Source organism: Citricoccus muralis (assembly GCF_003386075.1).
Lineage (GTDB): Bacteria > Actinomycetota > Actinomycetes > Actinomycetales > Micrococcaceae > Citricoccus > Citricoccus muralis.
In genome coordinates, this window is sequence record NZ_QREH01000001.1 from 2,105,613 (window position 1) to 2,132,045 (window position 26,433).

19 protein-coding genes and 1 pseudogene are annotated in these 26,433 nt (G+C 69.7%); 9 read left to right on the forward strand and 11 right to left on the reverse strand.

Translation table 11 applies throughout. The features are described 5' to 3' along the window. The gene (locus C8E99_RS09360) at positions 1-1,485 is read right to left on the reverse strand and encodes a glucose-6-phosphate dehydrogenase (protein WP_115932059.1); all 1,485 of its coding nucleotides are present in this window, start codon (positions 1,483-1,485) and stop codon (positions 1-3) included. Between the two features lie 59 nt (positions 1,486-1,544). Between C8E99_RS09360 and C8E99_RS09365 the strand changes: the two genes are divergently transcribed. Continuing rightward, positions 1,545-3,602: a glycoside hydrolase family 15 protein gene (locus C8E99_RS09365; protein WP_115932060.1), complete on the forward strand. Its 2,058-nt coding sequence runs from the start codon at positions 1,545-1,547 to the stop codon at positions 3,600-3,602. Positions 3,603-3,629: 27 nt separating this feature from the next. Here the strand turns inward: C8E99_RS09365 and C8E99_RS09370 are convergent, their stop codons facing one another. Further along, positions 3,630-4,256, reverse strand: coding sequence for a hypothetical protein (locus C8E99_RS09370; protein WP_115932061.1), 627 nt, complete (start codon positions 4,254-4,256; stop codon positions 3,630-3,632). A gap of 174 nt (positions 4,257-4,430) precedes the next feature. On the opposite strand from C8E99_RS09370, the gene C8E99_RS09375 reads away from it, so the two are divergent. Beyond that, positions 4,431-5,051, forward strand: a complete 621-nt coding sequence (locus C8E99_RS09375) for a class I SAM-dependent methyltransferase (protein ID WP_115932062.1) — start codon at positions 4,431-4,433, stop codon at positions 5,049-5,051. A 31-nt stretch (positions 5,052-5,082) separates the two neighbouring features. Here the strand turns inward: C8E99_RS09375 and C8E99_RS09380 are convergent, their stop codons facing one another. Together C8E99_RS09380 and C8E99_RS09385 are read right to left on the reverse strand one after the other, a co-directional pair. Then, positions 5,083-5,637, reverse strand: coding sequence for a VOC family protein (locus C8E99_RS09380; RefSeq protein ID WP_115932063.1), 555 nt, complete (start codon positions 5,635-5,637; stop codon positions 5,083-5,085). 106 nt (positions 5,638-5,743) lie between these two features. Next, positions 5,744-7,480: an alpha/beta-hydrolase family protein gene (locus tag C8E99_RS09385; RefSeq protein WP_115932064.1), complete on the reverse strand. Its 1,737-nt coding sequence runs from the start codon at positions 7,478-7,480 to the stop codon at positions 5,744-5,746. Here C8E99_RS09385 and C8E99_RS09390 point away from each other — a divergent pair. Beyond that, positions 7,479-8,243: a DedA family protein gene (locus C8E99_RS09390; protein WP_115932065.1), complete on the forward strand. Its 765-nt coding sequence runs from the start codon at positions 7,479-7,481 to the stop codon at positions 8,241-8,243. The genes C8E99_RS09385 and C8E99_RS09390 overlap by 2 nt on opposite strands. A gap of 114 nt (positions 8,244-8,357) precedes the next feature. Here C8E99_RS09390 and C8E99_RS09395 read toward each other — a convergent pair whose 3' ends face one another. Beyond that, positions 8,358-8,798, reverse strand: a complete 441-nt coding sequence (locus C8E99_RS09395; protein WP_115932066.1) for a YccF domain-containing protein — start codon at positions 8,796-8,798, stop codon at positions 8,358-8,360. A 65-nt stretch (positions 8,799-8,863) separates the two neighbouring features. On the opposite strand from C8E99_RS09395, the gene C8E99_RS09400 reads away from it, so the two are divergent. The 3 genes from C8E99_RS09400 to C8E99_RS09410 all read left to right on the forward strand — a co-directional run bounded on the left by C8E99_RS09400 (position 8,864) and on the right by C8E99_RS09410 (position 14,267). Continuing rightward, positions 8,864-11,083, forward strand: coding sequence for a penicillin-binding transpeptidase domain-containing protein (locus C8E99_RS09400; protein ID WP_115932067.1), 2,220 nt, complete (start codon positions 8,864-8,866; stop codon positions 11,081-11,083). A gap of 47 nt (positions 11,084-11,130) precedes the next feature. After that, positions 11,131-12,060 (forward strand): tRNA (guanosine(46)-N7)-methyltransferase TrmB, encoded by a 930-nt coding sequence (gene trmB / locus C8E99_RS09405; protein WP_115932068.1) that lies wholly within the window; start codon positions 11,131-11,133, stop codon positions 12,058-12,060. A gap of 200 nt (positions 12,061-12,260) precedes the next feature. Next, the gene (locus C8E99_RS09410; protein WP_342767568.1) at positions 12,261-14,267 is read left to right on the forward strand and encodes a BCCT family transporter; all 2,007 of its coding nucleotides are present in this window, start codon (positions 12,261-12,263) and stop codon (positions 14,265-14,267) included. Positions 14,268-14,406: 139 nt separating this feature from the next. On the opposite strand, the gene C8E99_RS09415 is transcribed toward C8E99_RS09410, so the two are convergent. The 5 genes and pseudogenes from C8E99_RS09415 to dnaK form a co-directional block, all read right to left on the reverse strand. Then, a complete protein-coding gene (locus C8E99_RS09415; protein WP_245952222.1) occupies positions 14,407-15,561 on the reverse strand; it encodes an alpha/beta hydrolase in 1,155 nt (384 codons plus the stop codon). A 284-nt stretch (positions 15,562-15,845) separates the two neighbouring features. After that, positions 15,846-16,139 (reverse strand): annotated as a pseudogene (locus C8E99_RS16215) (heat shock protein transcriptional repressor HspR); the annotation flags it as partial. A gap of 56 nt (positions 16,140-16,195) precedes the next feature. Further along, positions 16,196-17,206, reverse strand: coding sequence for a DnaJ C-terminal domain-containing protein (locus C8E99_RS09425; RefSeq protein WP_115932070.1), 1,011 nt, complete (start codon positions 17,204-17,206; stop codon positions 16,196-16,198). 32 nt (positions 17,207-17,238) lie between these two features. Further along, positions 17,239-17,949 (reverse strand): nucleotide exchange factor GrpE, encoded by a 711-nt coding sequence (locus C8E99_RS09430; RefSeq protein WP_115932071.1) that lies wholly within the window; start codon positions 17,947-17,949, stop codon positions 17,239-17,241. 149 nt (positions 17,950-18,098) lie between these two features. After that, positions 18,099-19,988 carry a molecular chaperone DnaK gene (gene dnaK / locus C8E99_RS09435; protein WP_115932072.1) on the reverse strand — a complete coding sequence of 630 codons (1,890 nt, stop codon included), beginning with the start codon at positions 19,986-19,988 and terminating at the stop codon, positions 18,099-18,101. A 432-nt stretch (positions 19,989-20,420) separates the two neighbouring features. On the opposite strand from dnaK, the gene C8E99_RS09440 reads away from it, so the two are divergent. Continuing rightward, positions 20,421-20,975 carry a Dps family protein gene (locus tag C8E99_RS09440; protein WP_115932073.1) on the forward strand — a complete coding sequence of 185 codons (555 nt, stop codon included), beginning with the start codon at positions 20,421-20,423 and terminating at the stop codon, positions 20,973-20,975. Positions 20,976-21,122: 147 nt separating this feature from the next. Here the strand turns inward: C8E99_RS09440 and C8E99_RS09445 are convergent, their stop codons facing one another. Further along, positions 21,123-23,552, reverse strand: coding sequence for an MMPL family transporter (locus C8E99_RS09445; RefSeq protein ID WP_245952224.1), 2,430 nt, complete (start codon positions 23,550-23,552; stop codon positions 21,123-21,125). Between the two features lie 125 nt (positions 23,553-23,677). On the opposite strand from C8E99_RS09445, the gene C8E99_RS09450 reads away from it, so the two are divergent. Both C8E99_RS09450 and C8E99_RS09455 read left to right on the forward strand, forming a co-directional pair. Continuing rightward, positions 23,678-24,175, forward strand: coding sequence for a MarR family winged helix-turn-helix transcriptional regulator (locus C8E99_RS09450; protein ID WP_170144574.1), 498 nt, complete (start codon positions 23,678-23,680; stop codon positions 24,173-24,175). Further along, positions 24,172-26,403, forward strand: a complete 2,232-nt coding sequence (locus C8E99_RS09455; protein WP_115932075.1) for a chorismate-binding protein — start codon at positions 24,172-24,174, stop codon at positions 26,401-26,403. Before C8E99_RS09450 ends, C8E99_RS09455 begins: the two co-directional genes overlap by 4 nt. Positions 26,404-26,433: the final 30 nt, after the last annotated feature.

The window sequence follows — 26,433 nt, forward strand, 5'->3', positions numbered from 1 at the left end:
CTAGCCGGCCAGACCCGCGGAGGCCGGACCGGCCGAACCGGCCTCATAGTCCTGCAACGGCACTTGCCCGGAGGCGTAGGCCTCGGCGATCTGAGCCAGGATGCGCCAGCCCTCCTCGGCCCCGTCACCGCGGACGGTGAAGGCCGTCTTGTCCTCGAGCACCCAGCGCAGCACCGAACCGTAGGCGGTGAGCCCCGGCTCGGGCAACTCCGTGGACAACACCGTGCGGGTCATGCCACGGGAGTCGAACGGGCCACCGGCGTTGAGTTCCAGGTCGATCCGTTCGTCCTCGAATCCCACCCGCAGCACGTCCGGGGGCTGGGGTCCTGATGAGGGGAACTGCTCGTAGTCGTGCGGCGGGCGGCGGAAGACCACGGCGATCTCCTGCCGCGGCAAGCCGATGGCCTTGCCCGTCCGCAGCACCACCGGCACGCCGTTCCAGCGCCACGAGTCCACCTCGACGACCACCTGGGCGAAGGTCTCGGTCTCGCGCGCCGGGTCCACACCGTCCTCGTCCACATAGGAAGGCATGGTCCTGCCGTCCACGGTGCCGGCGGTGTATCGGCCACGCACCACGGCCGGCGTCCCGTCCGGCAGTCCGGCCAGAGACCGCGCGTCGCCGTCAGCGCTCTTGCCAGAGCTCCCGTCGTCCACGCTCCCGTCCCCCGCCGCGCCCCGGGACCACAACCGGGCCGCCCGCAGGACGTGGGCGGTGTTGGCGGGGATCTCCACGCCGTCGAACCGGGTCGGCGGGTCCATCATCACCAGCGCCATGACCTGGAGCAGGTGGGACTGGATCATGTCCCTCGCGGCCCCGGTGGCCTCATAGAACCCGGCACGCCCCTCCAGCCCGAGCACCTCGTCGAACACGATCTCGATCCGCTCGATGTGGTCCCGGTTCCACAGCGGTTCCAGGATGCGGTTCGCGAAGCGCAGGCCCACGAAGCCGAGCACGCCGGGCAGACCGAGGAAGTGGTCCACGCGGAAGATCCTCTCCTCGGGGACGAACCCGGCCAGCAGGGCGTTGAGTTCCCGCGCGGAGTCCAGATCGGTGCCGAAGGGCTTCTCCAGCACGAGCACGGTGTCCTGTGGCAGTCGCCCCGAATCATGCACCCGCGAGAGTGCCTCACAGGAGGTCATGGTCACGGACGGTGGGAGCGCGAAGTACAGACCGAGAGGCCCGTCCACCTGGTCCAGGAGTGCGGCGAGGTGTTCGGGATCGGTGGCGTCCGCCGTGATCCATCGCGCCGAATCAAGAGTGTGGCGCACCGCCGGCAGGGCCAACTGCTCCTCGCCGAGCTCAGCGGCGAATGCCTCCCGCACCACAGCCGCGAAGTCCTCCCGTTCGTCCGTGCCGGAGCCGACCAGCGTGATGCCCCGTTCCGGCACCCCGGCCGCCAGGCAGGTGGCCAGCCCGGGCAGCAGCAGCCGCCGGGTCAGGTCTCCCCCGGCACCGAAGATGACCAGCGTGCGCAGTTCGCTCATGGCCCCACCGTATCGGCCCGGGCCTATGCCCGGAACGGGTCATTCGATATACAGGGGACATGACGGACCAGACACCTTCCGCCCGCCCGCACTCGACTCAAGACTCAACGGATTGGCCCGGATCCTCTCGTCCACAGTCCCCCCATCCCGCCGGGGCCACCCCGCTCGAGGACTACGCCCTGCTGTCCGATCTGAGCACCGGACCGCTGGTGTCCCGGCGCGGGTCCATCGACTGGCTGTGCCTGCCGCGCTTCGACTCCCCCGCCCTGTTCGCCGCCCTGCTCGGCGGGCCCGACGATGGCCGGTGGAAGCTCTGGGCCGTGGACGGGGAGGTCGTGGAACGCCGCTACGTGCCCTATACCTTCATCCTCGAGACCGTCTGGCGCACTCCGACCGGCACCGTGCGCGTCACCGACTTCCTGCCGCCGGCCAAGGCACAGGATGACTTGTACCGCCGGGTGGAGTGCCTGACCGGCGAGGTGGTGGTGGAGCACGACCTGCGGATCCGCTTCGACTATGCCCGCGCGTTGCCTTGGTTCCGCCGCACCGAGGGCACCGAGAACACCGGTCCGGCACTGTTGTGCACTGCCGGACCGGACGGCGTGCTGGTGACCGGCCCCCTGCTCTACTCCACCACTCGACCAACCGCGGACGACGAGCGCTCCGGCGAGGCGGCCGGCGGAGGGCAGGGCGGGGCCGGCGTCGGGAATCCCGTCAGCGGGGCCGCCGAGCACGGTCGCGAGGTCGGTGGAGAAGAGCGACCGGCCGGCTCCCCGGACTCCGGCGGCCTCCCCGCGCCCCGGCTGGCGGGCCGGTTCCGGCTGCGTGCCGGCGAGCGGCTGGACTGGGTGTTGACGTGGTTCCCCTCCTGGGAGCAGCCTCCGGTCCCGGTGGAGCCGGAGGAGGCCCAGCGCCGGACCCAGGCGTTCTGGACCGATTGGGCGTCCCGGCTGGAAGTCGATTCGCCGGAGGAGCACCTCGTGGCCCGGTCCCTGTTGGTGCTGCGGGCGCTCACCAACCTGAAGACGGGCGGGATCGTCGCGGCGCCCACCACCTCGCTGCCGGAGGAGTTCGGCGGCTCGCGGAACTGGGACTACCGCTACACCTGGCTGCGGGATGCGGCCCTGACGATCGAGGTCCTCGTCTCCCACGGGTTCACGGAGGGCGCCCTGCACTGGCGGGACTGGCTGCTGCGGGCCGTGGCCGGGGACCCGGAGAAGCTGCGGATCATGTACGGCCTCGCCGGCGAACGGGAACTGGACGAGAAAGAGCTGGACCACCTGTCCGGCTACGCCGACTCCCGCCCCGTCCGGATCGGCAACGGCGCGGCGGACCAGTACCAGGCCGATGTGGTCGGCGAGGTGATGCTCGCCCTCTCCGAGCTCCGGGATGCCGGAGTCAAAGAGGACGAGTACTCGTGGCGGCTGCAGAAGTCCCTGCTGTCCTTCTGCGTCCGCAACATCGACCGCAAGGACCACGGGATCTGGGAGATGCGCGGCGAACCGCACTTCTTCACCCATGGCCGGGTGATGATGTGGGCGGCGTTCAACGAGGGCATCCGGGCCGTCACCGAGCATGGGCTGGACGGGGACGTGGCGTCATGGACCCGGCACCGTGACGCCCTGCGTGCGGAGATCCTGGAGCGCGGCTTCAGCACCGAGCTGGACTCGTTCACCCAGACCTACGGCGGCCGCGAGGTGGACGCTTCCCTGCTGCAATTGCCGCACACCGGATTCCTGGCCGCCGACGATCCGAAGATGCTCGGCACCGTGGCCGCCATCGAACGGGACCTGATGGGTACCCGCGGACTGGTCCACCGCTACCGGACCGGTTCCGACCTCGACGGCCTGGAAGGACACGAGTACGCGTTCCTGATCTGCTCGTTCTGGCTGGTGGAGCAGTACGCCGCGTCAGGCCGGCTGGACGACGCCGAGGAGACCATGGCGCTGTTGTGCTCCTGCGCCACCGATCTCGGCCTGCTGGCGGAGGAGTACGACGCCGGCTCTGGGCGCTTGGCGGGCAACTTCCCGCAGGCGTTCTCCCACCTCGCGCTCATCCGGGCCGCCGACGCCATCCAGAAGGCCCGCCCCCGGGTCACCGGGGACGGGCCATCATGACGTTCCGCTGACATCAGCGGTGCGAGATCAGATCTTCTTGCGGGCCTGCTGCATCTCCTTGCGGGCGGTGCGCAGCGCCTCGGTCTGCTCCACGCGGGCCTTGTTGATGGCCTCAGCCTTCTCCGCGGCGGCGGCACGGATGGTCTCGGCCTGCTCCTCCTTGGCGGCCTCGATCGCGGCGACCTTGGCCTCCTTGGCGACATCCAGCTTGTGGGCCCGCTTGGACGCTGAGGCGTTCTTGCGGCCGGTGCGGTTCACGACACCATCCACCATCAGGGCGGTGCCGATGCCAAAGAGGAACACGTCCTTGGCCACGGCGGTGCCCTGCTCGGAGGGGCGGATGCCGTCCGATTCGGTCATGAAGTCGGTGTTCTTGTACATCGCCAGCAGGCCGCCGGAGAAGGCCGTCAGGGCGGTGCCGGCCAGCCAGCCCGGTACGAACGGCAGCAGGCAGGCGGCGCCGACGCCGAGCTCGGAGGCAACGATGAACTGCTTGAACTGCTTCGGGGTCAGGTCCTTGAGGAATGGAAGGCCGTTGGCTCCCAGATCCCTCATCTGTTCAGCTTGCTCATCCGTGAGCTTGGTCTTGTTGATGCCCGAGTTCAGGATGAAGGCTCCGGCGGTCAGCCGAAGCGGGAGCTGCGCGATGCTCATGGATTTTCCTTCCGAAGTTCTTCTCTGGTTCCAAGGTCAGCCTATAGGCACACGGGGCTCACGGGGAGACCGATCGGCAACACCGGGCCATCGCGGCCAGAGAGAACCAGACAGATCCAGACTGATCCAGGCAGATCCGGGCAGATCCCAGTGGCCAGGGGCGATACTGGGGTGATGGATGAGAACGCGAGCCAGAACCTCTGGGCCACCATGGTGGCCAACGATCCCGAGCACTCCCGCCGCTATGCCGAGCGCTGGCGCCGCCTCGCCTCCGAGGGCATGGACCTGGACGGGGAGGCCCGGCTCATCGACGCGATGGCTTCCCGCGGGTCCCGCATCCTTGACGCCGGCTGCGGCACCGGCCGCGTGGGCGGCTACCTGGCCCGGTGCGGTCACCAGGTGACGGGCGTGGACCTGGACGAGCACCTCATCGAGGTCGCGAACGAGGACCATCCCGAGGCCGACTGGTACGTGGCGGATCTCGAGTCACTGGACGCCGAGACCCTGGCCACCCTGGGTGAGGCCGAGCCGTTCGACCTCGTCTTCTCCGCCGGCAACGTCTTCGGCTTCCTCTCCCCGGCTTCCCGCGGGGACGTGCTGCGCCACCTGCACGGTCTGCTGCGGGACGGCGGCCGTGCGGTGATCGGCTTCGGGGCCGGGCGCGGCTATGACTTCGCCGATTTTGTGGACGACGCCGGCCAGGCCGGCTTCCACTGCCAAGGCCAGTACTCCTCGTGGCAGCTCGACCCCTTCACCGACGACGCCGATTTCCTGGTCGCGGTCCTCTCCCGCTGATCCTCGCGGAGGCCTGGCACTCCGGTGCCGGCTACTCTTCCTCGGCCCCGTAGGCGTCCTTGGCCGCGTCCATCAGGCCCTCGATGCTGAACTTCCCCATGCGCATCATGGCGCTCTGCACCCGAGCCGCCGCGTCCTGGTCCTCGCCGGCCAGCAACTCCAACAGGACCTGCGGGACCACCTGCCACCGCACCCCGTAGCGATCCGTGAGCCACCCGCAGGCGACCTCCTGCCCGCCCCCCGCGGCCAGAGCGGTCCAGAAGTGGTCGATCTCCTGCTGGTTCGCACACAGGACCTGGAAGGAGACGGCGTCCGTGTAGGGCACCGGTTCGGTCGAGCCGTTGAGCGCCACGAAGCGCTGGCCGTCCAGCGTGAAATCGACCGTCAGCACCTCGCCGCGCTCCAGCAGGGTCTCCCCCTGCGGTGCCACGTCGATGTTGCTGCGGTGGACGGCACCCACGTAGGTGTCCGGGCGGTAGCCGGAGAAAGCCTCCACGTAGAGCCGGGCGGCCTCCTCCGCCTGCCCGGTGAACCACAGGCAGGTGACGAGCTGGTGGGCGGTGGCGGTGGGGCGTTGCGCGCTCATGCGTCCAGTGTCCGCCTGGCAGCCGAGGTGGGTCCACCATTCGCCGACAGCCGAGCTCCGGCTGGCTCAGGCAGACTCAGCCAGATGCAGGCAGATGCAGGCGGGCTCAGGCGAAGTTCGGGACGATCGTCCGGCGGATCGCCTGGGCGATGGTCGAGTAGTCCGTCAACGGGTCCTGCCCCAGGACGGCGGCCCAGTACTGGAGCATGTCCTCCACGTAGCGGTGGCCGTGGCCGCCCGGCACGGAGACGGACTGTGGCATGTCCGAGGCCACCTGCCAGAACGTCACCCAGGGCTGCCACTGCAAGCTGCGGGAGACGTCCGAGCCCGCCTTCTCCTTGGCCCAGTCGGGCTTGCGCCACATCAGTTCCGGGCTCCACCACACCACAGGGTCGGAGGCGTGCTGGGCCACCACGATCCGGGGGCTGTCCCACGCACCGTAGAGGACGCCGGTGACATCGGTGACCAGGTCCTCGGGCCTGGTGGCGAAACGGACGTGCCGGCCGTCGTCGATCACGGGGGCGATTTCCGGAGTACCCCGCCGGCGGAATGGCACGAGGGACTCCCAGAACTCGGTGAACCGCGGCAGGCCGGACCAGACGGCACCGTCCACGCGGCCGATCATGTCCTCGAGGCCCTCGAAGGCCTTGGTACCGCCCAAGGCGCCCAGCGACTCTCCGCCGACCAGCAGCTTCGGCCGCCGCTCCGGGGGACGCTTTTCCAACTCCGCCTCGATCGCGGCGAGCAGGGTGCTGGCGGCCAGCACGGGTGAGATCCGGTCGGCGATGAAGGCCACGCCGGAGGGCAGGTAGGTGTACTGCATGGACGCCAGCGCGCAGTTACCGCCGGTGAGGAACTCCACGGAGGAGGCGGACCATTCCTGCAGCCAGCCGGTCCCCGTGGTGGTCAGCACCAGGAGCACCTCGCGGTCGAAGCCACCGGTGCGGTGCAGTTCGGCGACGACGGCGGCCGCGGTCTCCTCCAGATCCCGGCCCTCGCGCCACCCGGCATAGGCCCGGATGGGTGTCAGGGCTGGTTTGCCGGTGGCCTCTTCGATGTCCACGGCGCGGGGCCCGTCCGAGACGACGGCCTGCCCCTTGGCCCCCAGGGTGCTCCAGTCCTCGTAGGAGGCGGTGGAGCCGGATCGTTCGGGTTCCACCGGGGGGACCCGGCCCGGCAGCAGCTTGGCGTTGGTCTCCTGGGCGGTCTTGGACAGCCACTCCAGGAGCCGGCGGTAGACCACCTTGTCCAGCACGAAGGCCGTCCCCGTGGCCGTGGCCCCCGCGCCGATGGCCGCGGCGACCGGGGCGGGCATCACCGGCTTGAGCGCCGAGGAGAGGTTGGTGGCGATCGCGTGGATGCCCCGGCCGACCGAGACGAGTCCGGCGGTCAGGGCCAGGCCGCCGATAACGCCCACCATGTGCTCTCGGCTGCGGATGGGGCGGGCTTCCATCAGGCCGGCGATCTCGGTCTGGGCCCTGAGGTTACGCAGCCAGGACAGCCCGCTGATGCCGACCATGAGCCACGGCAGGGCCTCGGTGGCGGGCCGGGCCTTCTCCTCGTCGATCCTGATCTCGATCCCGAGCTGCCGGCCGACGGCCCGGGCCGCTGCCGTCCCGGCGGCGCCGACCACATAGCCGAAGGTCTGGGATATCCCGGTGTTCACGGCCGTCATCCACCACGTACGCGGAATGAAACTGGGGGACAGTGAGACCCAACTCATGACGTGGGCTCCGACCAGCCCGGCCGCGTCGGGTTTAAACCGCATGCCTCCCATTATGCCTGCCCTCCCCGGCCCGTCGGTTCGGTGTTCGGCCCCGTGGTCCGGGAGAATAGTGCGCATGACGCCTTCGAACGCCACCGCATCAGCCGCCGGATCCGCCACCGGGTCCACGGGCGAGGCCTCCTATGGCTGGCTCGGTGACATCGTCGTCTCGATCATGGAGGCCATCGGCCCGATCGGTGTGGCGCTCGCCGTCTTCGCCGAGAATCTCTTCCCGCCGATCCCCTCCGAACTGATCCTGCCCCTGGCAGGATTCACCGCTGCCGGCGGCTCCTTCAGCCCATGGGAGGCCCTGATCTGGGCCACCGTGGGCTCCGTGCTGGGCGCTCTGATGCTCTACGGGCTCGGCGCATGGCTGGGCCGCCGGCGGCTGTACAGGATCGCCGACTGGCTGCCGCTCGTGGACATCGATGACGTCGAGAAGACCGAGCGCTGGTTCAACCGCTACGGCTACTGGACCGTGCTGCTGGGCCGCATGGTTCCGATCTTCCGTTCGCTGATCTCCATCCCTGCCGGCATCGAGCGCATGAACCTGTGGCTGTTCACGCTCTTCACGCTGATCGGCTCCGGCATCTGGAACACCATCTTCGTCTGGGCGGGCTTCCAGCTCGGGGACAACTGGCACCTGGTGTCCGACTACGCGGACGTCTTCTCCAACCTCGTGCTGATCGCCGTGATCGTGTTCATCGTCTGGTGGGTGACCGCCCGCATCCTGCGCAACCGCCGGCGCGCCCAGGACCCGAACTACGTGCCGCCCTCGGCAGACGAGGCCGTGGCCCGTATGGAGGCCCTCCTCGCCAATTCCCAGCAAGGCCGCAAGTAACCATCCGCACGGGCCCCACCCACGCTGTGGGGACCACTGTGGGGGACGACGCCGGCCCGTCGCCTTCCGCGGAAGGCCACCAACCGACGTCGTGCGCTCGGATAGTCCGGCGGGTTACCGGTAGCCGGCCTGGGCGGCTGGGAGGTACTGCGGCAACGAGCGCGCCTCACCGGAGTCCATGACCTTCTTGCCCAGGGGCAGGAGCGAGACCGGGATCATGCGCAGGTTGGCGATGCCCAACGGGATGCCGATGATCGAGATGAACATGGGGATGGCGGTCAGCACGTGGCCGATGGCGATCCAGACGCCGGCCACGATGAACCAGATGATGTTCCCCAGGCCGGTGACGACGCCCATGCCCGGCTGGGTGTCCACCACCACGCGGCCGAAGGGCCATAGGGCGTACCCCGCGATCCGGAACGAGGCGATGCCGAAGGGGATGGTGACGATGAGGATGCAGCAGATGAGTCCGGCCAGGAAGTAGCCCACGGCCAGCCACAGGCCGCCGAAGACCAACCAGATGATGTTGAGGATGAGGTTCAGGGGACGGTTCATGGGACCATGCTCCCAGCAGGTCCGGGTCAGCGGCTACTCTGGCGGGAGCCTTGTCAGGAGATTTCATGCAGAACCACCAGTCAACGGGCCGCTCCCGTCCTCTCCAGCCGTCCAGCCGGTCCTCCCATCCTCACGGTTCCGCCCGCTTCGGCCGTCCGGCAGCAGTGCTCGGCCTCTCGGCCGCCCTGGCACTGACCGCCACCGGCTGTTTCGGCAACTCCCGCCCCGCCCCGCAGGAAACCGCCACGGCCCTGGCCGGTGCGATCTCCTCCGGCGGCTACTCCACTGTGTCCCTGACGCCGGAGTCCGAGGACGTCCCCGAGCAGCTCACCGAGGCGCTGGCGGATCTGGAGGACGTGGAGCGCAATGTCTCCGTGGCCTCTGCTGAGGTGGATGGCGAGGACAACGACCGTGCCACCGCCACCCTGACCGTCGACTGGCAGCTCGCCGGCGATGACTCTGACACTGGCTCAGACGCCGAGGCAGACACAGACACCGAGTCCAGCGCGAGCGCGAGCGACCAAGCCAGCCCAGCCACAGCCACCGAGGCCAGCGCAAGCAGCGAGGCCGGCACAGCCTCGGACCGGACCTGGTCCTATGAGACCACGGCCGAGATGCAGTGGGACGAGGAAGCCCAGGAATGGCTCGTGGCGCTGACCCCGGAGACGGTTGTGCCGCGACTGGCCGAGGGCGGCATCGTCAACCTCACGACTGTCCCCGCCGAGCGCGGCAGCATCCTCGACGGCGCGGGCGAGGAACTGATGATGGAACGGGACGTGGCCATCCTCGGGCTGGACAAGGCTCAACTTGAGGCGGATGACCCCGAGGCCCTGGCCGAGGCCGCCCGCCAGGTGGCCGAGGTTGCCGGGGTGGACGAGGACGCCTTCGTGGCCCAGGCCGAGGCCGCCGGAGAGAGGGCCTTCGTGCAGGCCATCACCGTGCGCAACAACGGGGACACCGAGATCCCGGCGGACCAGCTGCTGGCCATCCCGGGCGGGCGGGTCCTCGAGGACACCGCCGTCCTGGCTCCCACCCGCGCCTTCGCGCGGGACGTGCTGGGCACCTACGGTGAACCCAACGCCGAGCAGATCGAGGCCTCCGGCGGCGAGCTGGAGGCCGGGGTCGAGGTCGGCCTGTCCGGCCTGCAGGCCACGTGGGAGGACCACTTGGCCGGAACTCCCGGGGTGCAGATCACCATCGACAACCCGGACCAGCCGGACACCCGTGAATCCGGGACGGACGGCTCCAGCTCCCCCAACGCCACCAGTTCCACCAGCTCCACCACAGATGCCACGCCGTCGGCACCGGATGGGCCGGTCTTCAGCACCGATCCGGTCCCCGGCCAGGACCTGGCGTCCACGCTGAACCGGCGCGTGCAGGAGGAGGCCGAGGCCGTCGTCGCCGCCTCGGACGTGCCGGCCGGCCTGGTGGCCCTGCGTCCCTCGGATGGGCAGGTGCTCGCCGCGGCCTCCAGTCCTGAGGGGTGGCCCGTGGCCGTGTCCGGGTCCTACGCGCCGGGTTCCACCTTCAAGGTCGTCACCGCCCTGGCCATGCTGCGGTCCGGGATGGCCCCCGGGGACACGGTGCAGTGCCCGGAGACGCTCAACGTGGGCGGCATGGTGGTGGGCAACTATGACGGTTACCCGGATGTGTCCGTGGGCGAGATCCCGTTCTCCGAGGCCTTCGCCGAGTCCTGCAACACCGTCTTCGTGGGCGCCCACGAGGACATCAGCGCCGCTGACGAGGCCGAGGCCGCCCAGGCCCTGGGGCTGGCCACCGAGCCGGTGACCGGGCTCGATTCCGCCTTCCTCGGTTCCATCCCGGACGACTCCACCGGAACCGAGCACGCCGCTAACCTCTTCGGCCAGGGCGTCGTGGAGGCTTCCCCGCTGGGCATGGCCACCGTGGCCGCCTCGGTGGCCGCCGGGCAGACGGTCCGCCCCCTCTTCGTGACGGATCCGGCCGTGGAGGCCCCAGCCGCCCCGGAGTCCGGGGTCACCGCCGAGGAGGCCGAGCAGCTGCAGGCGTTGATGGCCGGGGTGGTGGAGACGGGCACCGCCGAGATGCTGCAGGCGGTCCCCGGTGCCCCCGTGCTGGCCAAGACCGGCACGGCGCAGTTCGTCGCCGATGGGGAGGACCTCGCCCACACCTGGCTGGTCGCGGTCCACGGTGACCTGGCGGTGGCCCTGTTCTTCAACGAGGGTCTCGGCGGCGGCCATGACAACGGGCCGGTGGTCCGGGACTTCCTGACCGCCGTGGAGGAGATCATCCCCTCGGAGGGATGACCCGCTGACGGGTTCCCCCACTGATCTCCCGTATCCTTGAACTCCTCATGTCCAGCGAACATCCCGCCCCCACGCAGCACGCCCACGGGCACAACAACCGCCCTGACCCGGAGCTCTACCGCACCGAGCCGGTGTCCTTCGTGCGCCGCGGCGAGCGGTTGAACCCGCGCCGCCAGAAGACGTGGGATCGTTCTCACGGCAAGTACATCGTGGATGTGCCCCGAGACCGCGCCACCACGTCCGTGGCCGAGGGTACGGACATCGACTGGGGCCAGGTCTTCGGCCGGACCGCGCCGCTCGTGGTGGACATCGGCTCCGGCCTCGGGGAGTCCACCGCCCAGGGGGCGATCGACCACCCGGAGTGGGACTTCATCTCCGTGGAGGTCTACACCCCCGGCCTCGCCGCCCTGCTCGTGCGGGTCGAGGACAAGGGCCTGGAAAACGTCCGCGGCGTCCAGGCCAACGCCCCCGAGGTCCTGGACCGCCTATTGTCCGCCGGCGGGGTGCAGGAGATCTGGGTGTTCTTCCCGGATCCGTGGCACAAGACCCGCCACCACAAGCGCCGCCTCGTCAGCCCGGCCTTCGCCGACCGCGTCGCTAGGGCACTGGCCCCGGGCGGCGTGCTGCGGCTGGCCACGGACTGGTCCAGCTACGCCGTGCACATGCGCTCGGCCATGGAGGCCCACCCGCAGCTGGCCAACGCCCATCCGGGCCGCGCCGCCGGAGAGGATTCTCCGCTGACCCGGGTCCGGCTGGAGGGCAGGGAACTGGAGGTCGGGGCACAGCCGATTGCCCCCCGCACCGGCTCGGCTCGTGCCGGGGTCAGCGAGGCGAGTTCCGGCGCCGGCCTGGAGGACCCCGTGGACCACGAGGGTGGCTGGGCACCTCGGTTCGAGGGCCGCCCGCTGACCAGTTTCGAGAACAAGGCGCTGCGCGCGGGGCGGCTCGTGTTCGATCTCACGTACGTCCGGCTCTAGCCGCCTACCCACACTGGAGTAGGGCCCCGGGCAGGTCGCCCCAAGGCACCGCTCCGGCACCCCCGTCTTTGCGCCAACACCATCGGGCAGGGATACTGGGAGGCCGAATCATCCACCGGCCTCCCCCAGGGCGCCATCGAAGCGCCCGGCAGGTCCGGTCTGCGCGTTACCCTGGGCGGGTCACAACCGAAGGGACCCCGGTGCCCGACACCACCCCCTCCCCTGCCACACCCGGTCTGCCGAAGAGCCCGTCGGAGAATTCCGGTGCCGTCGGGATGTACCCGCACGACATCCACCCCGGACTGGTGCCAGGCATCGGTGTGGACGAACAGCGCAACCGCTTCGGCCTGGACAAGCTCGTCTTCGGCATCACGGGTGCCCTGATCGTGGCCTTCGTGGCGTGGGGCGTCACGTCACCGGAGTCCGTGTCCGAGGTCTCCGCCGCCGCCTTCGGGTGGTCCATGACCAACGCCGGCTGGCTGCTGAACATCACCGCCATCGTGGCCCTCGGGGCCATGCTGTTCATCGGCTTCAGCCGTTTCGGCAAGATCCGCCTGGGCCGTGACGACGAGGAGCCGGAGTTCTCCCGCTTCTCATGGGTGGCCATGATGTTCGGTGCGGGGATCGGCGTCGGGATCTTCTTCTTCGGTCCTTCCGAGCCCCTGTCCCATTACCTCTCTCCGCCGCCGGACACCGTGGCCGCCGGATCGGACTCCGCCCTGCACCAGGCCATGGCCCAGTCCCACTTCCACTGGGGCCTGCACGCCTGGGCCATGTACGCCTTGGTCGGCGGCGCCATCGCCTACGCCTCCTACCGGCGCGGCCGCGTCCCCCTGATCAGCTCGGTGTTCCGGAGCCTCTTCGGGGCTCGGCAGACCGAAGGACTGGCGGGCAAGATCGTCGACATCTTCGCGATCATCGCCACCCTCTTCGGCACCGCGGCGACGCTCGGACTGGCCGCCATCCAGATCGGCCAGGGCGTGGAGATCATCTCCGGAGCCGGACCCCTGGGCAACAACGGGTTGATCATCATCCTGGCGGTGCTCACCGCGGCCTTCGTCATCAGCGCCGTCTCCGGCGTGGCCCGCGGCATCCGCTACCTGTCCAACATCAACATCCTGATGACGCTGGGCCTGGTCCTGTTCGTGTTCATCGCCGGGCCCACCCTGTTCCTGCTGAATCTGCTCCCGTCGGGCGTCATGGAGTACGCGGACGAGATGTTCTCCATGATGGGCAAGTCCCTGTCCTGGGGTGCGGACACCGTGGACTTCCAGTCCGTCTGGACGGGGTTCTACTGGGCTTGGTGGATCGCCTGGACGCCCTTCGTCGGCGTCTTCATCGCCCGCATCTCCCGCGGCCGGACGCTGCGGGAGTTCGTCCTGGTGGTCATGGGCGTACCGACCTCCATCCTGGTCTTCGCCTTCACCATCTTCGGCGGCGCCGCCATCTGGATGAACCGCAACGGCGTGGAGGGCACCGATGGCTCGGCCTCCGCGGAGTCCCTGCTGTTCACCCTGTTCGACCAGTTGCCACTGTCCCAGATCACCCCCTTCATCGTGATCGCGGTGCTGGCCATCTTCTTCGTCACCTCGGCCGACTCGGCCTCGGTGGTGATGGGCACCATGTCCTCCCGCGGCAACCCAGAACCCAACAAGCTCGTGGTGGTCTTCTGGGGCCTGTGCATGATGGGCATCGCGGTGGTGATGCTGCTGGTCGGCGGCGAGACCGTCCTGACGGGCCTGCAGAATCTGACCATCCTCATCGCCCTGCCGTTCTCCGTCATCCTGCTGCTCATGGTGGTCGCCTTCCTGCGGGACCTGTCCACGGACCCCGAGGCCATCCGCCGCGACTACGCCAAGACGGCCATCAAGAACGCCGTGCGTCGCGGCATCGAGGAGCACGGTGACGACTTCGAGATCTCCGTGCGCGAGGCCCCCGAAGGTCGCGGCGCCGGTGCCGACTTCGACTCCACTTCTGATCAGGTCACCGAGTGGTACCAGCGCACCGACGAGGAGGGTCAGCCGGTCGACTACGACTACGAGACCGGCACCTACGCCGACGGCTGGACGCCGGAGGGCACCGAGCCTCTCGCCGCCACGACCAGCAGCACCGCCGACGCCTCCGTTGACGGGGCATCCAGCCAGGATCAGATCGCGGACTCCGGGACCCAGGACCGCCAGCCGGGCCGGGGAACGTCCACCAGCTGATTCCGGCGGTGCCCTGACTGCCGTTCAGGCCGCCGTCCAGACTGCCGTTCAGGCAGTGCGAAACGCCCCGTTCCCCGCCAGCCACCGGCGGAGGACGGGGCGTTCTTGTCCTCCGGCGGCGCCACGATGGGCCCGAGATTCAGTCGAGGGGCAGGCCCGCCGTCGCACGGGCGATGCGGTACAGCGAGGTGGTTCCCACGTCCCGGTAGCCGAAGCCGCGGTGAATCGGACCGGCATCAGGCCGATGCCGCGAGGTGTTGTGCCCGACCACGCCGGCGAGACCACGCAAGTCATCCGCCCCAACGTCCAGCGGTGTGAACCGGGTCCAGCGTGGCCGCCGCGAGAGCAGCCGCCCCAGCCGGGACAGGTAATCGGTCTCCGCCAGGGCGAGGTAGATGTGCTCAGCCGTCAGCCCCAGCTTCCCGGGATCCCCCGCCAGGTCGCGGGGCAGACCCACCACGCCGGACACCACCAGCGCGTCCAGGCTGCGCGGCGGTTCGCGCCGCTGCAGGATCTGCAGGGCCCGCGCGGCCACCACGCTCCCGTACGAATGGGCTTCCACGGCAGTGTGCGGAAGTGCGGCCGGTCTGGCCCGGGGTCCGACGCCGGCCGGTCCGGTCCCAGCGCCCGGTGCGATTGCAGGGGGCAAGCCGGTCCCAGCCGACGAGCCGGTCTCAGCGGCCAGCGCGGAGCTCGCAGCGAGCCGCTCGCGGTAGTCGAACCAGCCGTCCAGGTGACGGGCCAGCCGGGCTCCCCCACGCAGGGCGGACTGACCGGACAGCACACCCCAGGGGCCGGGCGGGTTGTAGCCGAGCCAGGCCACCACGCATGGCAATGGTGCCCCGGCCTCCCGCTGGGCGGCCCACAATTGTCCGGCCTCCCGGACGGACCCCCACATGGCCGTGTGCACGAAGATCCCCATGCCGGAGACCTGCCAGGTCAGATGGCTGGCGGTGGTCGGCTCCCCCACGGCGATGGCAGCGGAGGCCGGCCGCAGGGCCGTGCCGAGGTCATAGGCCAGCAGATGCCGCTCCGGGTAGGAGCGGTCCATGGAGCCGGGTTTCAAGGCGTGCACCAGACCGTCCAGGGCGGACTTCTGGCGTGCGCCCAGGCTTTGTCGACGTCGCAGGTCCGCCCGGAGTCGGGCCCGGGTGGCCTCCCGCTCGGCGGCGTCCCAGATGTCCCGGCGAGCCACCGACGTGACCGGCTTGTCCGGCCCGTCAGACTCGGCAGGTTCGGCAGGCGTTGACGGCCCGGCAGGGTCCGCGAGGTCGGCGGGGTCCTCGGGGTCCACTGGCCGTTCCGGCCTCAGCCCTGGCGTTTCCATATCCGCACCGTGGACGTCGTCGTGCCGGGTCGCGGTTCCGATCTTTCGGCGGGGTAGTGCCGGCTCCCGACCGTGCTGCCGGAGGCGGGGCCGGGGCCCGCGGTGATCTCGAAGATGCCGGGAGCGGCGGTCAGGGCCGCGGCCGGACGGCGCCACCGGGCGGCCCGGCGGGCGCGTTCGATGGTCGCCGCGGTCTCCGCGTCCCGGGCCCGGGAGGCGTGCTGCGATCCCTCCGAGCCGGCGTCGAAGGTACTGGTCACGTCCCCGGTGGCTCCGGCGGTGAACACGCGGGGGTAGCGGGCATAGGCCTGGAAGGCCTGGATCTGCCCGGCGAGTTCCGCCACGGTGTTCTGCAGCTGCTCGACCTCGCCCTGCAGCTCCACGACCCGGCGGATGCCCTCCAGGGAGACACCGTCCCGGCTGAGCTGCTGGATGGTGCGGAGACGGTCCACGTCCTGCCGGGAATAGCGGCGTTGCCGGCCGCCCTGGCGCTGCGGGACCACCAGTCCGATCCGGTCATACTGGCGCAGGGTCTGCGGGTGCATGTCCGCCAGCTCGGCTGCCACCGAGATGACATAGATCGGCTCCTCCCAGAACGTGGTCACAGCCGGGCCTTGCCCGCCAGCCCCGCCCTCGGATGGTGTCCCGCCGTCGCGGCGGCGAAGGCCTCCACGGCGGCACGGGCGTCATCGGACAGGGATGAGGGCACCTCGACCTGGAGCTCGACCAGGAGGTCTCCGGCCGGCGTCGAGCCCTTGGAGGACTTCACGCCGCGTCCCTTGACGCGCAGCACGCGACCGGAGGACGAGCCGGCGGGAACCTTGACCCTCACGGAGCCGTCCAGCGTGGGCACCTCGATCGTGGCGCCGAGGGCAGCCTCATCGAAGGAGATGGGCACCTGGACGCGCAGGTTGTTGCCGTCACGGTGGAAGAACGGGTGGTCCTTCACGCTGACGGTGACGATCAGGTCCCCGGCACCGGCGGCCCCGGGCGAGCCCTTGCCACGGGACCGGACCTTCTGGCCGTCCTTGATGCCGGCGGGTATCCGGACGTCGATGACCTCGCCGTCCGCCGCCCGCAGGGAGATGGTGGTGCCGCGCATCGCCCCGGCGAAGGAGATGCTCGTACTGGCAGTGCGATCTGCGCCTTTGGTCGGAGGCCCGCCGAAGCCGCCCCCGCCGGGCCGGCCGCCGAAACCACCGGAGCGGCCGCCGAAGCCACCGAACAGATCGGCGAACTCAGGCGGGATGTCCCCGGTGGTCGGCCCGGAACGGCCGCGGTCGGCTCCGGTGTTGAACAGTCCGCCGAACATGTCCTCGAAGCCGCCGCCGGCAGGGCCGCCCGCGCCGGAACCGGGAGCGGAGAACCGCGCTCCGGATCCCATCGCCCGGATCGCGTCGTACTGCTGACGCTCCTCCGGGTCGGAGAGCACGGAATTGGCCTCCGTGACCTCCTTGAACTTCTTCTCGGCGGCATCGTCACCGGGGTTCTGGTCCGGATGATACTTGCGGGCCAGCTTCCGGTAGGCCTTCTTGATGTCCGCTTCCGAGGCGTCCTTGGAGACACCGAGGACGGCGTAGAAGTCCTTGTCCACCCAATCCTGTGAGGCCATGGTGCCTCCTTTCCTGTCTGGCGGAGGTCTGGTCAGCCTTCGCCGGCGGAGACCATCACCTGGGCGGCGCGCAGGACGCGCTCACCGCGGAGATAGCCGTTGCGGAACACCTGTACGACGTGCTCCTCCGGGATCTCCTGGCTCGGCTGGCGCAGCATGGCCTCATGGCGGGCCGGGTCGAACGGCTGGCCGACCAGGGAGTCCTGGTCCTGCCGCTCCAGCCCGAAGCCGGTGAGCACCGAGCTGAACTTGGTGGCGATCGCCGCGAAGGGACCCTCGGTGAGGTCACCCGCGGCGCGCGCGGCGTCCAGGTCATCCAGCACGGGCAGCAGAGCCGTCAGGACGGACTGGATGGCGTTGTCCTTGGACACGTCCCGGTCCCGGTCCACGCGGCGCTTGTAGTTCACGAACTCGGCCTGGACGCGCAACAGGTCATTGCGCAGCTCCTCCTCGCGGGCGGTGGCGCTGGCCAGCTCCGGGTCCTGGGCGCCGGTGACGCCCTCATCGGAGGCATCGGCGACGCTGTTGAGGATCTGCTCGGCCTGGGAGAGCGCGTCTCCGTCCGCGTCCGCCGCAGCGGGGCCGGCGTCGTTGTCAGTGTTGGCTGGGTCTTCAGCGGCGTCACCGGCGGACTGGTCCGCCGGTTCGCGGACCTTCCCGGTCATCGGGTCGATCCGGCGCTTGTCCTGGAAGCTCACCGGCTCCTCGCGCTCGCGGTCTTCTTCATTACCGTGGTTCGGCATGGTCTGGGGTCCTTTCCTCCGGTACCCCCGGGGCCGGCCGGCCCTGCCTGCGACAGTGCAGGGACAGGGTCCGACCGGCCCGGGTCCGGTGGCCCGCCGTCGGACGACGGGCCGGGTATCAGCTAGGGATCAACGATGGGGGAAGAGCCTTACTTGGACTCGTCCTTGGACTCGCCGTCCTTCGGCTCCTCCTCGTCCACGACCTCGGCGTCGACGATGTCCTCGTCTTCGCCGGCCGCGCCGGAGTCGGCAGCACCCTCGGCCCCGGCAGCGCCGGCTTCCGAAGCCTGGGAGGCGTACAGGGCCTCACCGATCTTGGTCTGGGACGCCTGCAGCTTCTCGTAGGCGGCCTTCACCTCATCGTCGTTGTCCTGCTTCTCCAGGGCTGCCTTGAGGGCGTCGACGTCGGCCTGGACCTCCGTCTTGATGTCCTCGGGCAGCTTGTCCCCGTTGTCCGCGAGCAACTTGTCCACGGAGTACGCGGTCTGCTCGGCCTGGTTGCGGCGGTCGGCAGCCTCGCGGCGCTCCTTGTCCTCCGCGGCGTGGGCCTCGGCGTCCTTCACCATGCGGTCGATGTCGTCATCGGACAGCGAGGTGCCGCCGGTGATGGTCATGGACTGCTCGGTACCGGTGCCCTTGTCCTTCGCGGAGACGTGGACGATGCCGTTGGCGTCGATGTCAAAGGTGACCTCGACCTGCGGCATGCCGCGCGGGGCCGGTGCGATGCCGGTCAGCTCGAAGGTGCCCAGCGGCTTGTTGTCCCGGGTGAACTCACGCTCGCCCTGGAAGACCTGGATGGACACGGAGGGCTGGTTGTCCTCAGCGGTCGTGAAGGTCTCGGACCGCTTGGTCGGGATCGCGGTGTTGCGCTCGATGAGCTTGGTCATCACGCCACCCTTGGTCTCAATGCCCAGGGACAGCGGGGTGACGTCGATCAGCAGCACGTCCTTGCGCTCACCGGCGAGCACACCGGCCTGCAGGGCGGCGCCCACGGCCACGACCTCGTCCGGGTTGACGCCCTTGTTCGGCTCCTGGCCGCCGGTCATCTCGGTGACGAGCTCCGCCACGGCCGGCATGCGGGTGGAACCGCCCACGAGGACCACGTGGTCGATCTCCTTGACGGACACGCCGGCTTCCTTGATGACGTCCTCGAACGGCTTGCGGGTGCGCTCAAGCAGGTCCTTGGTCAGGTCCTGGAACTTGGCGCGGGACAGGTGCTCGTCCAGGTGCACCGGGCCGTCCGCGGTCACGGACAGGTACTGCAGCGAGATGTTGGTGGAGGTGGCGGAGGACAGCTCCTTCTTGGCCTGCTCGGCGGCTTCCTTCAGACGCTGCAGTGCGATCTTGTCCTTGGACAGGTCGGCACCCTTGGACTTGGCCTGGCTCAGCAGCCAGTCGACGATCCGCTGGTCCCAGTCGTCGCCGCCGAGGCGGTTGTCACCGGACGTGGAGCGGACCTGGATGGTGGAGAAGTCGTCCTCGTCCTTGCCCACTTCGAGCAGGGAGACGTCGAAGGTGCCGCCGCCGAGGTCGAAGACCAGGATGAGCTCGTCCTCCTTGCCCTTCTCCAAGCCGTAGGCCAGTGCGGCCGCCGTCGGCTCGTTGATGATGCGGGAGACCTTGAGGCCAGCGATCTCGCCGGCTTCCTTGGTGGCCTGACGCTCAGCGTCGTTGAAGTAGGCCGGCACGGTGATGACCGCGTCGGTGACCTTCTCGCCCAGGTAATCCTCGGCGTCGTGCTTGAGCTTCATCAGGGTGCGCGCGGAGATCTCCTGCGCGGTGTACTTCTTGCCATCCATCTCGGTGCTCCAGTCAGTGCCCATGTGGCGCTTGACGGAGGCGAGGGTGCGCTCGGGGTTGTTCACGGCCTGGCGCTTGGCGATCTCACCGACGAGGACCTCGCCGGACTTCGAGAAGGCGACGACGGACGGGGTGGTCCGGGAGCCTTCGGCGTTTGCGATGACGACGGGGTCGCCACCCTCCAGGACGGAGACGACAGAGTTGGTGGTGCCGAGGTCGATTCCCACTGCACGGGACATGGGCGGTTCCTTTCCTTGACGGACGGTTCGAGGGCTACGAGAGCCGGGACGCCGCATGGTGCCGGACTGATGGCCGGGGCCTGCGGGCTTCCCCGCCATCCAGTCACCTGAGCGTTCAAGACTCAAGGTTTCATGACCAGGAGGTTCCTGTCAATCTGCCTTGAGCCAACCTGACTCAACTTTGCCTTCGATGAAGATAACCACGGGCTTCCGGGATCCATTCCCGCCGGGGCCCATGACATTCTCCGTCCACACCCACGGGCGACGACCGCAGGATCACCTGGAATGTCCTGCATTGTTTTGAGTAGGTCAAAATAACTAAGGCTAGGCTTCGTTTCCTTGTGGGGAAGCTACCGGGGTGTTTGAGTAAGGGCATCGACACAGCGGCGCAATGCAGTTCCGACAGTCGGCGCCGCACGGAAAGGAGTCACGATGGCAGCGAAGGATACTCAGGCCAAGGCAACCAAGAAGGCCAACGAGATTTCATCCAAGTACACCGTTCCCGGCATCGAGATCGAAGACGGCCACCGCGTCGCCGAGATCCTTCAGATGCGCCTGCATGCCCTCAACGATCTCCAGCTCACCCTGAAGCACGCCCACTGGAACGTGGTGGGCCCGAACTTCATCGCCGTCCACGAGATGCTCGACCCCCAGGTCGACGTGGTGCGCGGGTTCGTGGACGAGGTCGCCGAGCGCGTGGCCACCATGGGCCTGTCCCCCAAGGGCACCCCCGGCGCCATCACCAGTGAACGCACCTGGGACGACTACGCTCTGGGCCGCGCCGACACCCTGACCCACATCTCCGCCCTGGACAAGGTCTACGACGGCGTGATCGCCGACCACCGCAACGCCATCGACGAGGTCGGCAAGATCGACCCGATGGCCGAGGACCTGCTGGTCGGCCAGACCCGCGAGCTGGAGCTGTTCCAGTGGTTCCTCCGCTCTTTCATCAGCAACACCGGCGGGGAGCTGAAGCACCAGAACTGAGAGGCCCCGGGCTACCACCGGGCGACAACCGGACCCCGACGAAAAGTGCCGGGCCACCCAGTGCATCACTGGGTGGCCCGGCACTTCTGGTGTCCTCCGGGTTCTCATCGGCAGTCGCCTGCCTCAACCGGCGTCAGCGGACCGGCCTCAGCGGACCTTCTCCGGCTCCGGAATGTCTTCCGCGACCGATTCGGCGGGCTCCAGGTCTCGCCCACGCCGCGAGAGCTTCGAGGGCCACCAGACCTTCGGCCCGATGTCATACGTGAGCGCCGGGACCACGAGTGAGCGGACCAGGAAGGTGTCCAACAGGACACCGAAGGCCACGATGAACGCCAGTTGCACCATGAACATCAGCGGGATGACCACGAGCGCTGCGAAGGTGGCCGCCAGCACGACGCCGGCCGAGGTGATGACTCCACCGGTCACGGTCAGGGCCTTGAGCACGCCGGCCCGGGTGCCGAGGGAGAACGCCTCCTCCCGGGCCCGGGTCATGAGGAAGATCGTGTAGTCCACGCCGAGCGCCACGAGGAACACGAAGCCGTAGAGCGGCACCGTGGGATCGGCCCCCGAAAAGCCCAGCACGTGGTTGAACACGAGTGCCGAGACGCCGATGGCGGTACCGAAGCTGAGCACGGTGGCCAGCACCAGCAGGATCGGCGCAATGACGGAGCGCAACAGGACCATGAGGATGACCAGCACCACGATCAGCACGAGCGGGATGATGGTCCGCACATCGGCCTGCGCCGTGGTGTTGGTGTCCAGGTTGGTGGCGGTGGTCCCGCCGACCAGGATTCCCGCGTCCAAGGCGTGCAGGCTCTCCCGGAGCTCGACGACGGTCTGCTCGGCCTCCATCGAGTCCGCGGGATCCGCGAGGGTCGCCTGCAAGTAGACGCGGCCGTCGACCTCGAGCGGCTCGGCTGGCGGGCCGCCCTGTCCGGCACCTGCCGGGCCGCCACCCTCGGCGGTGAGGTAGGCGGAGGCGACGCGGTCCGTGTTCTGGACGTCCTCGAGGACCTCGTCCGCACGGTCTACGGGGGCGATGATCGTGGCCGGGGCGCCGGTGCCGGCGTCGAAGTGGTCTTCGAGCACCACCTGCCCGGCCTTGCCGTCACTCTCGCCCAGCAGGACTTCGGTCTGCGGGACGCCGCTGGTCTGGAGCTGAGTGATGCCAGCCGCTCCCACCAACAGCACCGCGGCGGTGATCATCCACACGGCGCGGGGACGGCGTGCCACCAGGGCGCCGATCCTGGTCCACACGCCGTGGTTGGACTCGAGCCCGCGGATCGGTGTGCCGTTCGCATCGACGGGCTGGCGGAACCGAGCGTCCTTGCGGGACACGGCGCCCGGCCGGGGAATCGAGGGCCAGAAGGCAGCACGCCCCACGAGGTACAGCACCGCCGGCAGGAAGGTCAGGGATGCCGCCCAGGCCAGGACGATGCCCGAGGCCGCGATCGGGCCGAGGGAGCGGTTCGAGTTGAGGTCGGAGAAGAGCAGGCACAACAGGGCGATCGCCACCGTGGCCGCCGAGGCGGTGATGGGCTCGAAGGACCCCTTCCAGGCGTTCCGCACGGCCGTGGCCACCTTCGTCCGGACGCGCAGCTCCTCTCGGTACCGGGCCACCATCAGCAGGGAGTAGTCCGTGGCGGCGCCGATCACCAGGATCGAGAGAATCCCCTGCGACTGGCCGTTCAGGGCGATCCACCCCTCGGCGGCCATCCAGTAGATCGCGAGGATGGCCACACACAGGGCCGCCACGGAGTTGAACAGCACCAGCAGGGGCAGCAGCACGGAGCGGTAGACCAGCACCAGGATCACGAACACCACGCTGAGCGCCACGGCCAGCAGGATCCCGTCAATGCCGGCGAACGCACCGGCCAGGTCGGCAGCGAGTCCGGCGGGCCCGGCCACGTGGACCTCGGCTCCATCCAGACCCCCGTTGCCCGCGCCGGCCAGGTCCGCCTGGGAGTTGGCTGCCACGGTCCGGAGATCCTCGACCACCGCGTCCGACTCGGCCGACTCCGTGTTGACGAGGGCGATGTACTGCACAGCCTCCCGGTCCTCCGAGGGCACCGGGCCGATGATCTGGTCCACGCCCTCCACGGCACCGAGTTCTTCACCGAATCCGGCCAGCGCCTCCATCTCACCGGCAGACTCGGCACCCTCGGCGAGCGCCTGTCCGTCCGGCAGACCGAGGACCACGAGTGCGGGGATCTGCTCACTGTCCGTGAACTGGGAGACCCATTCCCCGGCCTGCGTGGATTCGGCGGAGGCCGGCAGGAACGTGGACTGGTCATTGGAGGAGACCTCCCCGAGCTTGCCGAAGGTCGGTCCACCCAGGCCGGTGCCAGCCAACCAGGCCAGGACCAGGACGGCGGCGACCACCACCCGGATCCACACCTTGCCCCAGGGACGGTTCTGCTCCTGGCCCGAATGGCCCTCCGGCCGATCCGTGGGCCGGCTCTCGGCCCGGTCCTTGGCGCGGTGCTCAGGCCGGCGATCTGACGGTGGGCCTGACTGACGGCCCGGCTGGATGTCGGCGGCTTCAGGCTCGGCCCGATGTCGGGGGTTCTCTGGCATGAGCCCTACGCTAGCGCATTCACTCGATGATCGAGATACCTGCTGTCGAGTTTGATGTCGAGTTAAATCCTGGTCACCGCCGCTCAGTAGACTGGGGCGTCAGACACCGGCGGAAGGAGGCCCCCATGTCGCACTCCGGACAGGAGCCTTCGGAGCTCTTCCAGTTGATCCACGCCCTGCGGCGGTATGCCGAAGTGGCGGACCGGACCACCGACGCCGCCGGCCACCGCAGCGGCCTGCACCGTACCGACCTGCGCGCCCTCACCATCCTCATGCAACGTCAGGCAGCTGGCCTGAACACCAGCCCCACCGACCTCGGGCGGATGTTGAGTCTCACGTCCGCCTCCACCACGGCCCTCGTGGACCGCTTGGTCGCCAACGGCCATGCCGAGCGCACCCCGTCCACCACGGACCGGCGCCGGGTCAGCATCTCCCACACGGACACCGCCGCCGTGGACGGTCGGAAGATCTTCATGCCGATGGCCCGCACCATAGCCGACCGCCTGTCCGCTTTCACTCCGGAACAGATGCAGACCGCCATCGAGGTCCTGGCGGCGGCCACTGAGGCCCTTGACTCCTTCGAGGCCCCGGCGGGCCCACCGCCCACCCACGTCCAGTCATGACACCCACCGCTCGTTCCGAAACCCGCACGGAGACCGCGGGAGGGCGACCTCGACCTCCCCTCCTGCTGGCGATCGACGGCCGCTCCGGCGCCGGCAAGACCTCCCTCGCCGTGGAGACGGCCGCGTTGTTGCGGCCCCACCTGGAGGTCGCCGTCTTCCACCTGGACTCCATCTATCCCGGTTGGGACGGCCTCGTCGCCTCGCTGGACACCTACGCCCACGACGTCGTCGCCCCGCTCGCCCAGGGCCGCACCGCCCGGTGGACCTGGTGGGACTGGACCGCTGATGCGCCGGGACGCGCGGATGCCACCCCGCCGGCCGACGTCGTGATCCTCGAGGGCGTGGGGGCCGGGAACCGGAACGCCCGTCCGCACCTGGATGCCGTGGCCTGGGTGGCCATGGATGACGGCGAGCGCAAGTGGCGGGCCCTGCGGCGTGACGGCGAGACCTTCGCCGCACACTGGGAGCGATGGGCCGCGCAGGAGGACACCTACCTCGCCGGTGACGAGGTGGCGGAGGCAGCCTGGCTGACCCTCGACGGCCACGGACCCACGCCGCGGGCCGCAGCCGACCTGGTGGAGGGCCTGCGCTCCCTGCCCGGCTGGGAAGCCGCGCTCGCCCTCGTGCCGGCGCCCGGCCCGTCCCAGTGGGAACGCCGCACCCTGTCCACGGCCGCCGAGCCGAGGGCGCTGTTCGCCGCCATGGGCGGACCGGAGGCCGCGACCGCCCTGCTGCTGGAGAGCTCGGACCGGGACGTCACCCCCTCACCAGAGCGCAGCCGGTACTCGCTCATCGGCCTGGCCACCGACTCTTCGACCGTCGCGACCCACACGGACGGCGTCACCACCGTCTCCTCCGGCCTCCTCACCCTGCGGCACCCCGGGGCGTTCTTCCCGTGGCTGGCCACGGTCTGGCCCACCGGCCCCGGCCCTGAGGACAGCCCGTTCCAACCCGGCTGGATGGGCTGGATCGGCTATGGCATCAAACGCGAGGCCGGGTCCCCGGACGGCGCCGCAACGCTGGCTGCGGCTGCCGATGAGGCGGCGCCGACCGTACCCGAAGCACTGCTGTTCCGCCCGGAGCGGGGCGCCAGCGTGGATCATGTGGCCGGCACCACGACCCTCTTCTGGTCCGCCGACGACCGGAGCGGGCCGGAGTGGGCGGACCGGGTGGTGGGCGGACTGCCGGAGGGGCTGTCGGCTGAGCGCTCGGAGAGGCGGCCCGGCGCATCGCCCGCCGCTCCCCCGGTCTTCACCGTGCGGGATTCCCGTGAGGAGTACCTGGCCAAGATCCGGGCGGCCCAGGATGAGATCCACGAGGGGAACACCTACGAGGTCTGCCTGACCACGGCCCTGGAGTCCACGGTGGACTCCTTCGACGGCTGGTCCACCTACCAGCGGCTCGCCGAGGCGAACCGGGCTCCGTTCACCCTGTACTTGCGCGCCCAGGTGACCAGGGCCGGCGTCGGGCGCGGGGCCGGGACGGGCAGCGAACCTCAGACCGGGAGCGAGCCGGTGCAGATCCTCTCCACCAGCCCCGAGCGATTCCTCTCCGTCTCCTCGAGGGCGGCGGGAGGCTGGCTGGTGACGGAGCCGATCAAGGGAACGCGCCCGCGCGGGGCCACGCCGGACGAGGACCGCGCGCTGGCCGAGGAGCTGGCGTCCTCCCCCAAGGACCGGGCCGAGAACATCATGATCACGGACCTGGCCCGCAACGACCTCTCGCGATTCGCCCGGCCGGGGACACTGGCGACCACACGGGTGTGCGCGATCGAGTCGTACCCGACGGTGCACCAGATGGTCTCCACGGTGACCGCCCAGCTGCAGCCCGGTGTGCCGCGGGCCGACGCGCTCGCCGCGGCCTTCCCGCCCGGGTCGATGACCGGCGCCCCGAAGATCTCCACCATGGACATCCTCGAGGACCTTGAAGCGGGGCCCCGCGGGGTGTACTCGGGGGTCGCCGGCTACCTCTCCGCCGACGGTGCGGCCGACTTGAACGTGCTGATCCGCACGCTGGTCGCGGTGCCGGTGGGGACCGCGGAACCGGTGGGGACTCCGGAACCGGCATGGCCGGCGTCGGATCCGGGGGAATCCGGGCGCACGCACCTCTCGCTCGGCGTGGGCGGGGCCATCACCGCGGACTCGGTGCCGGAGGAGGAGTGGGACGAGGTGCGGACCAAGGCCCACGGGGTGCTGAGGGTGCTCGGCTCGGCCTTCCCGGACGCCTGACACCAGCCCCTCCGCAGCACCGGGCTCCGC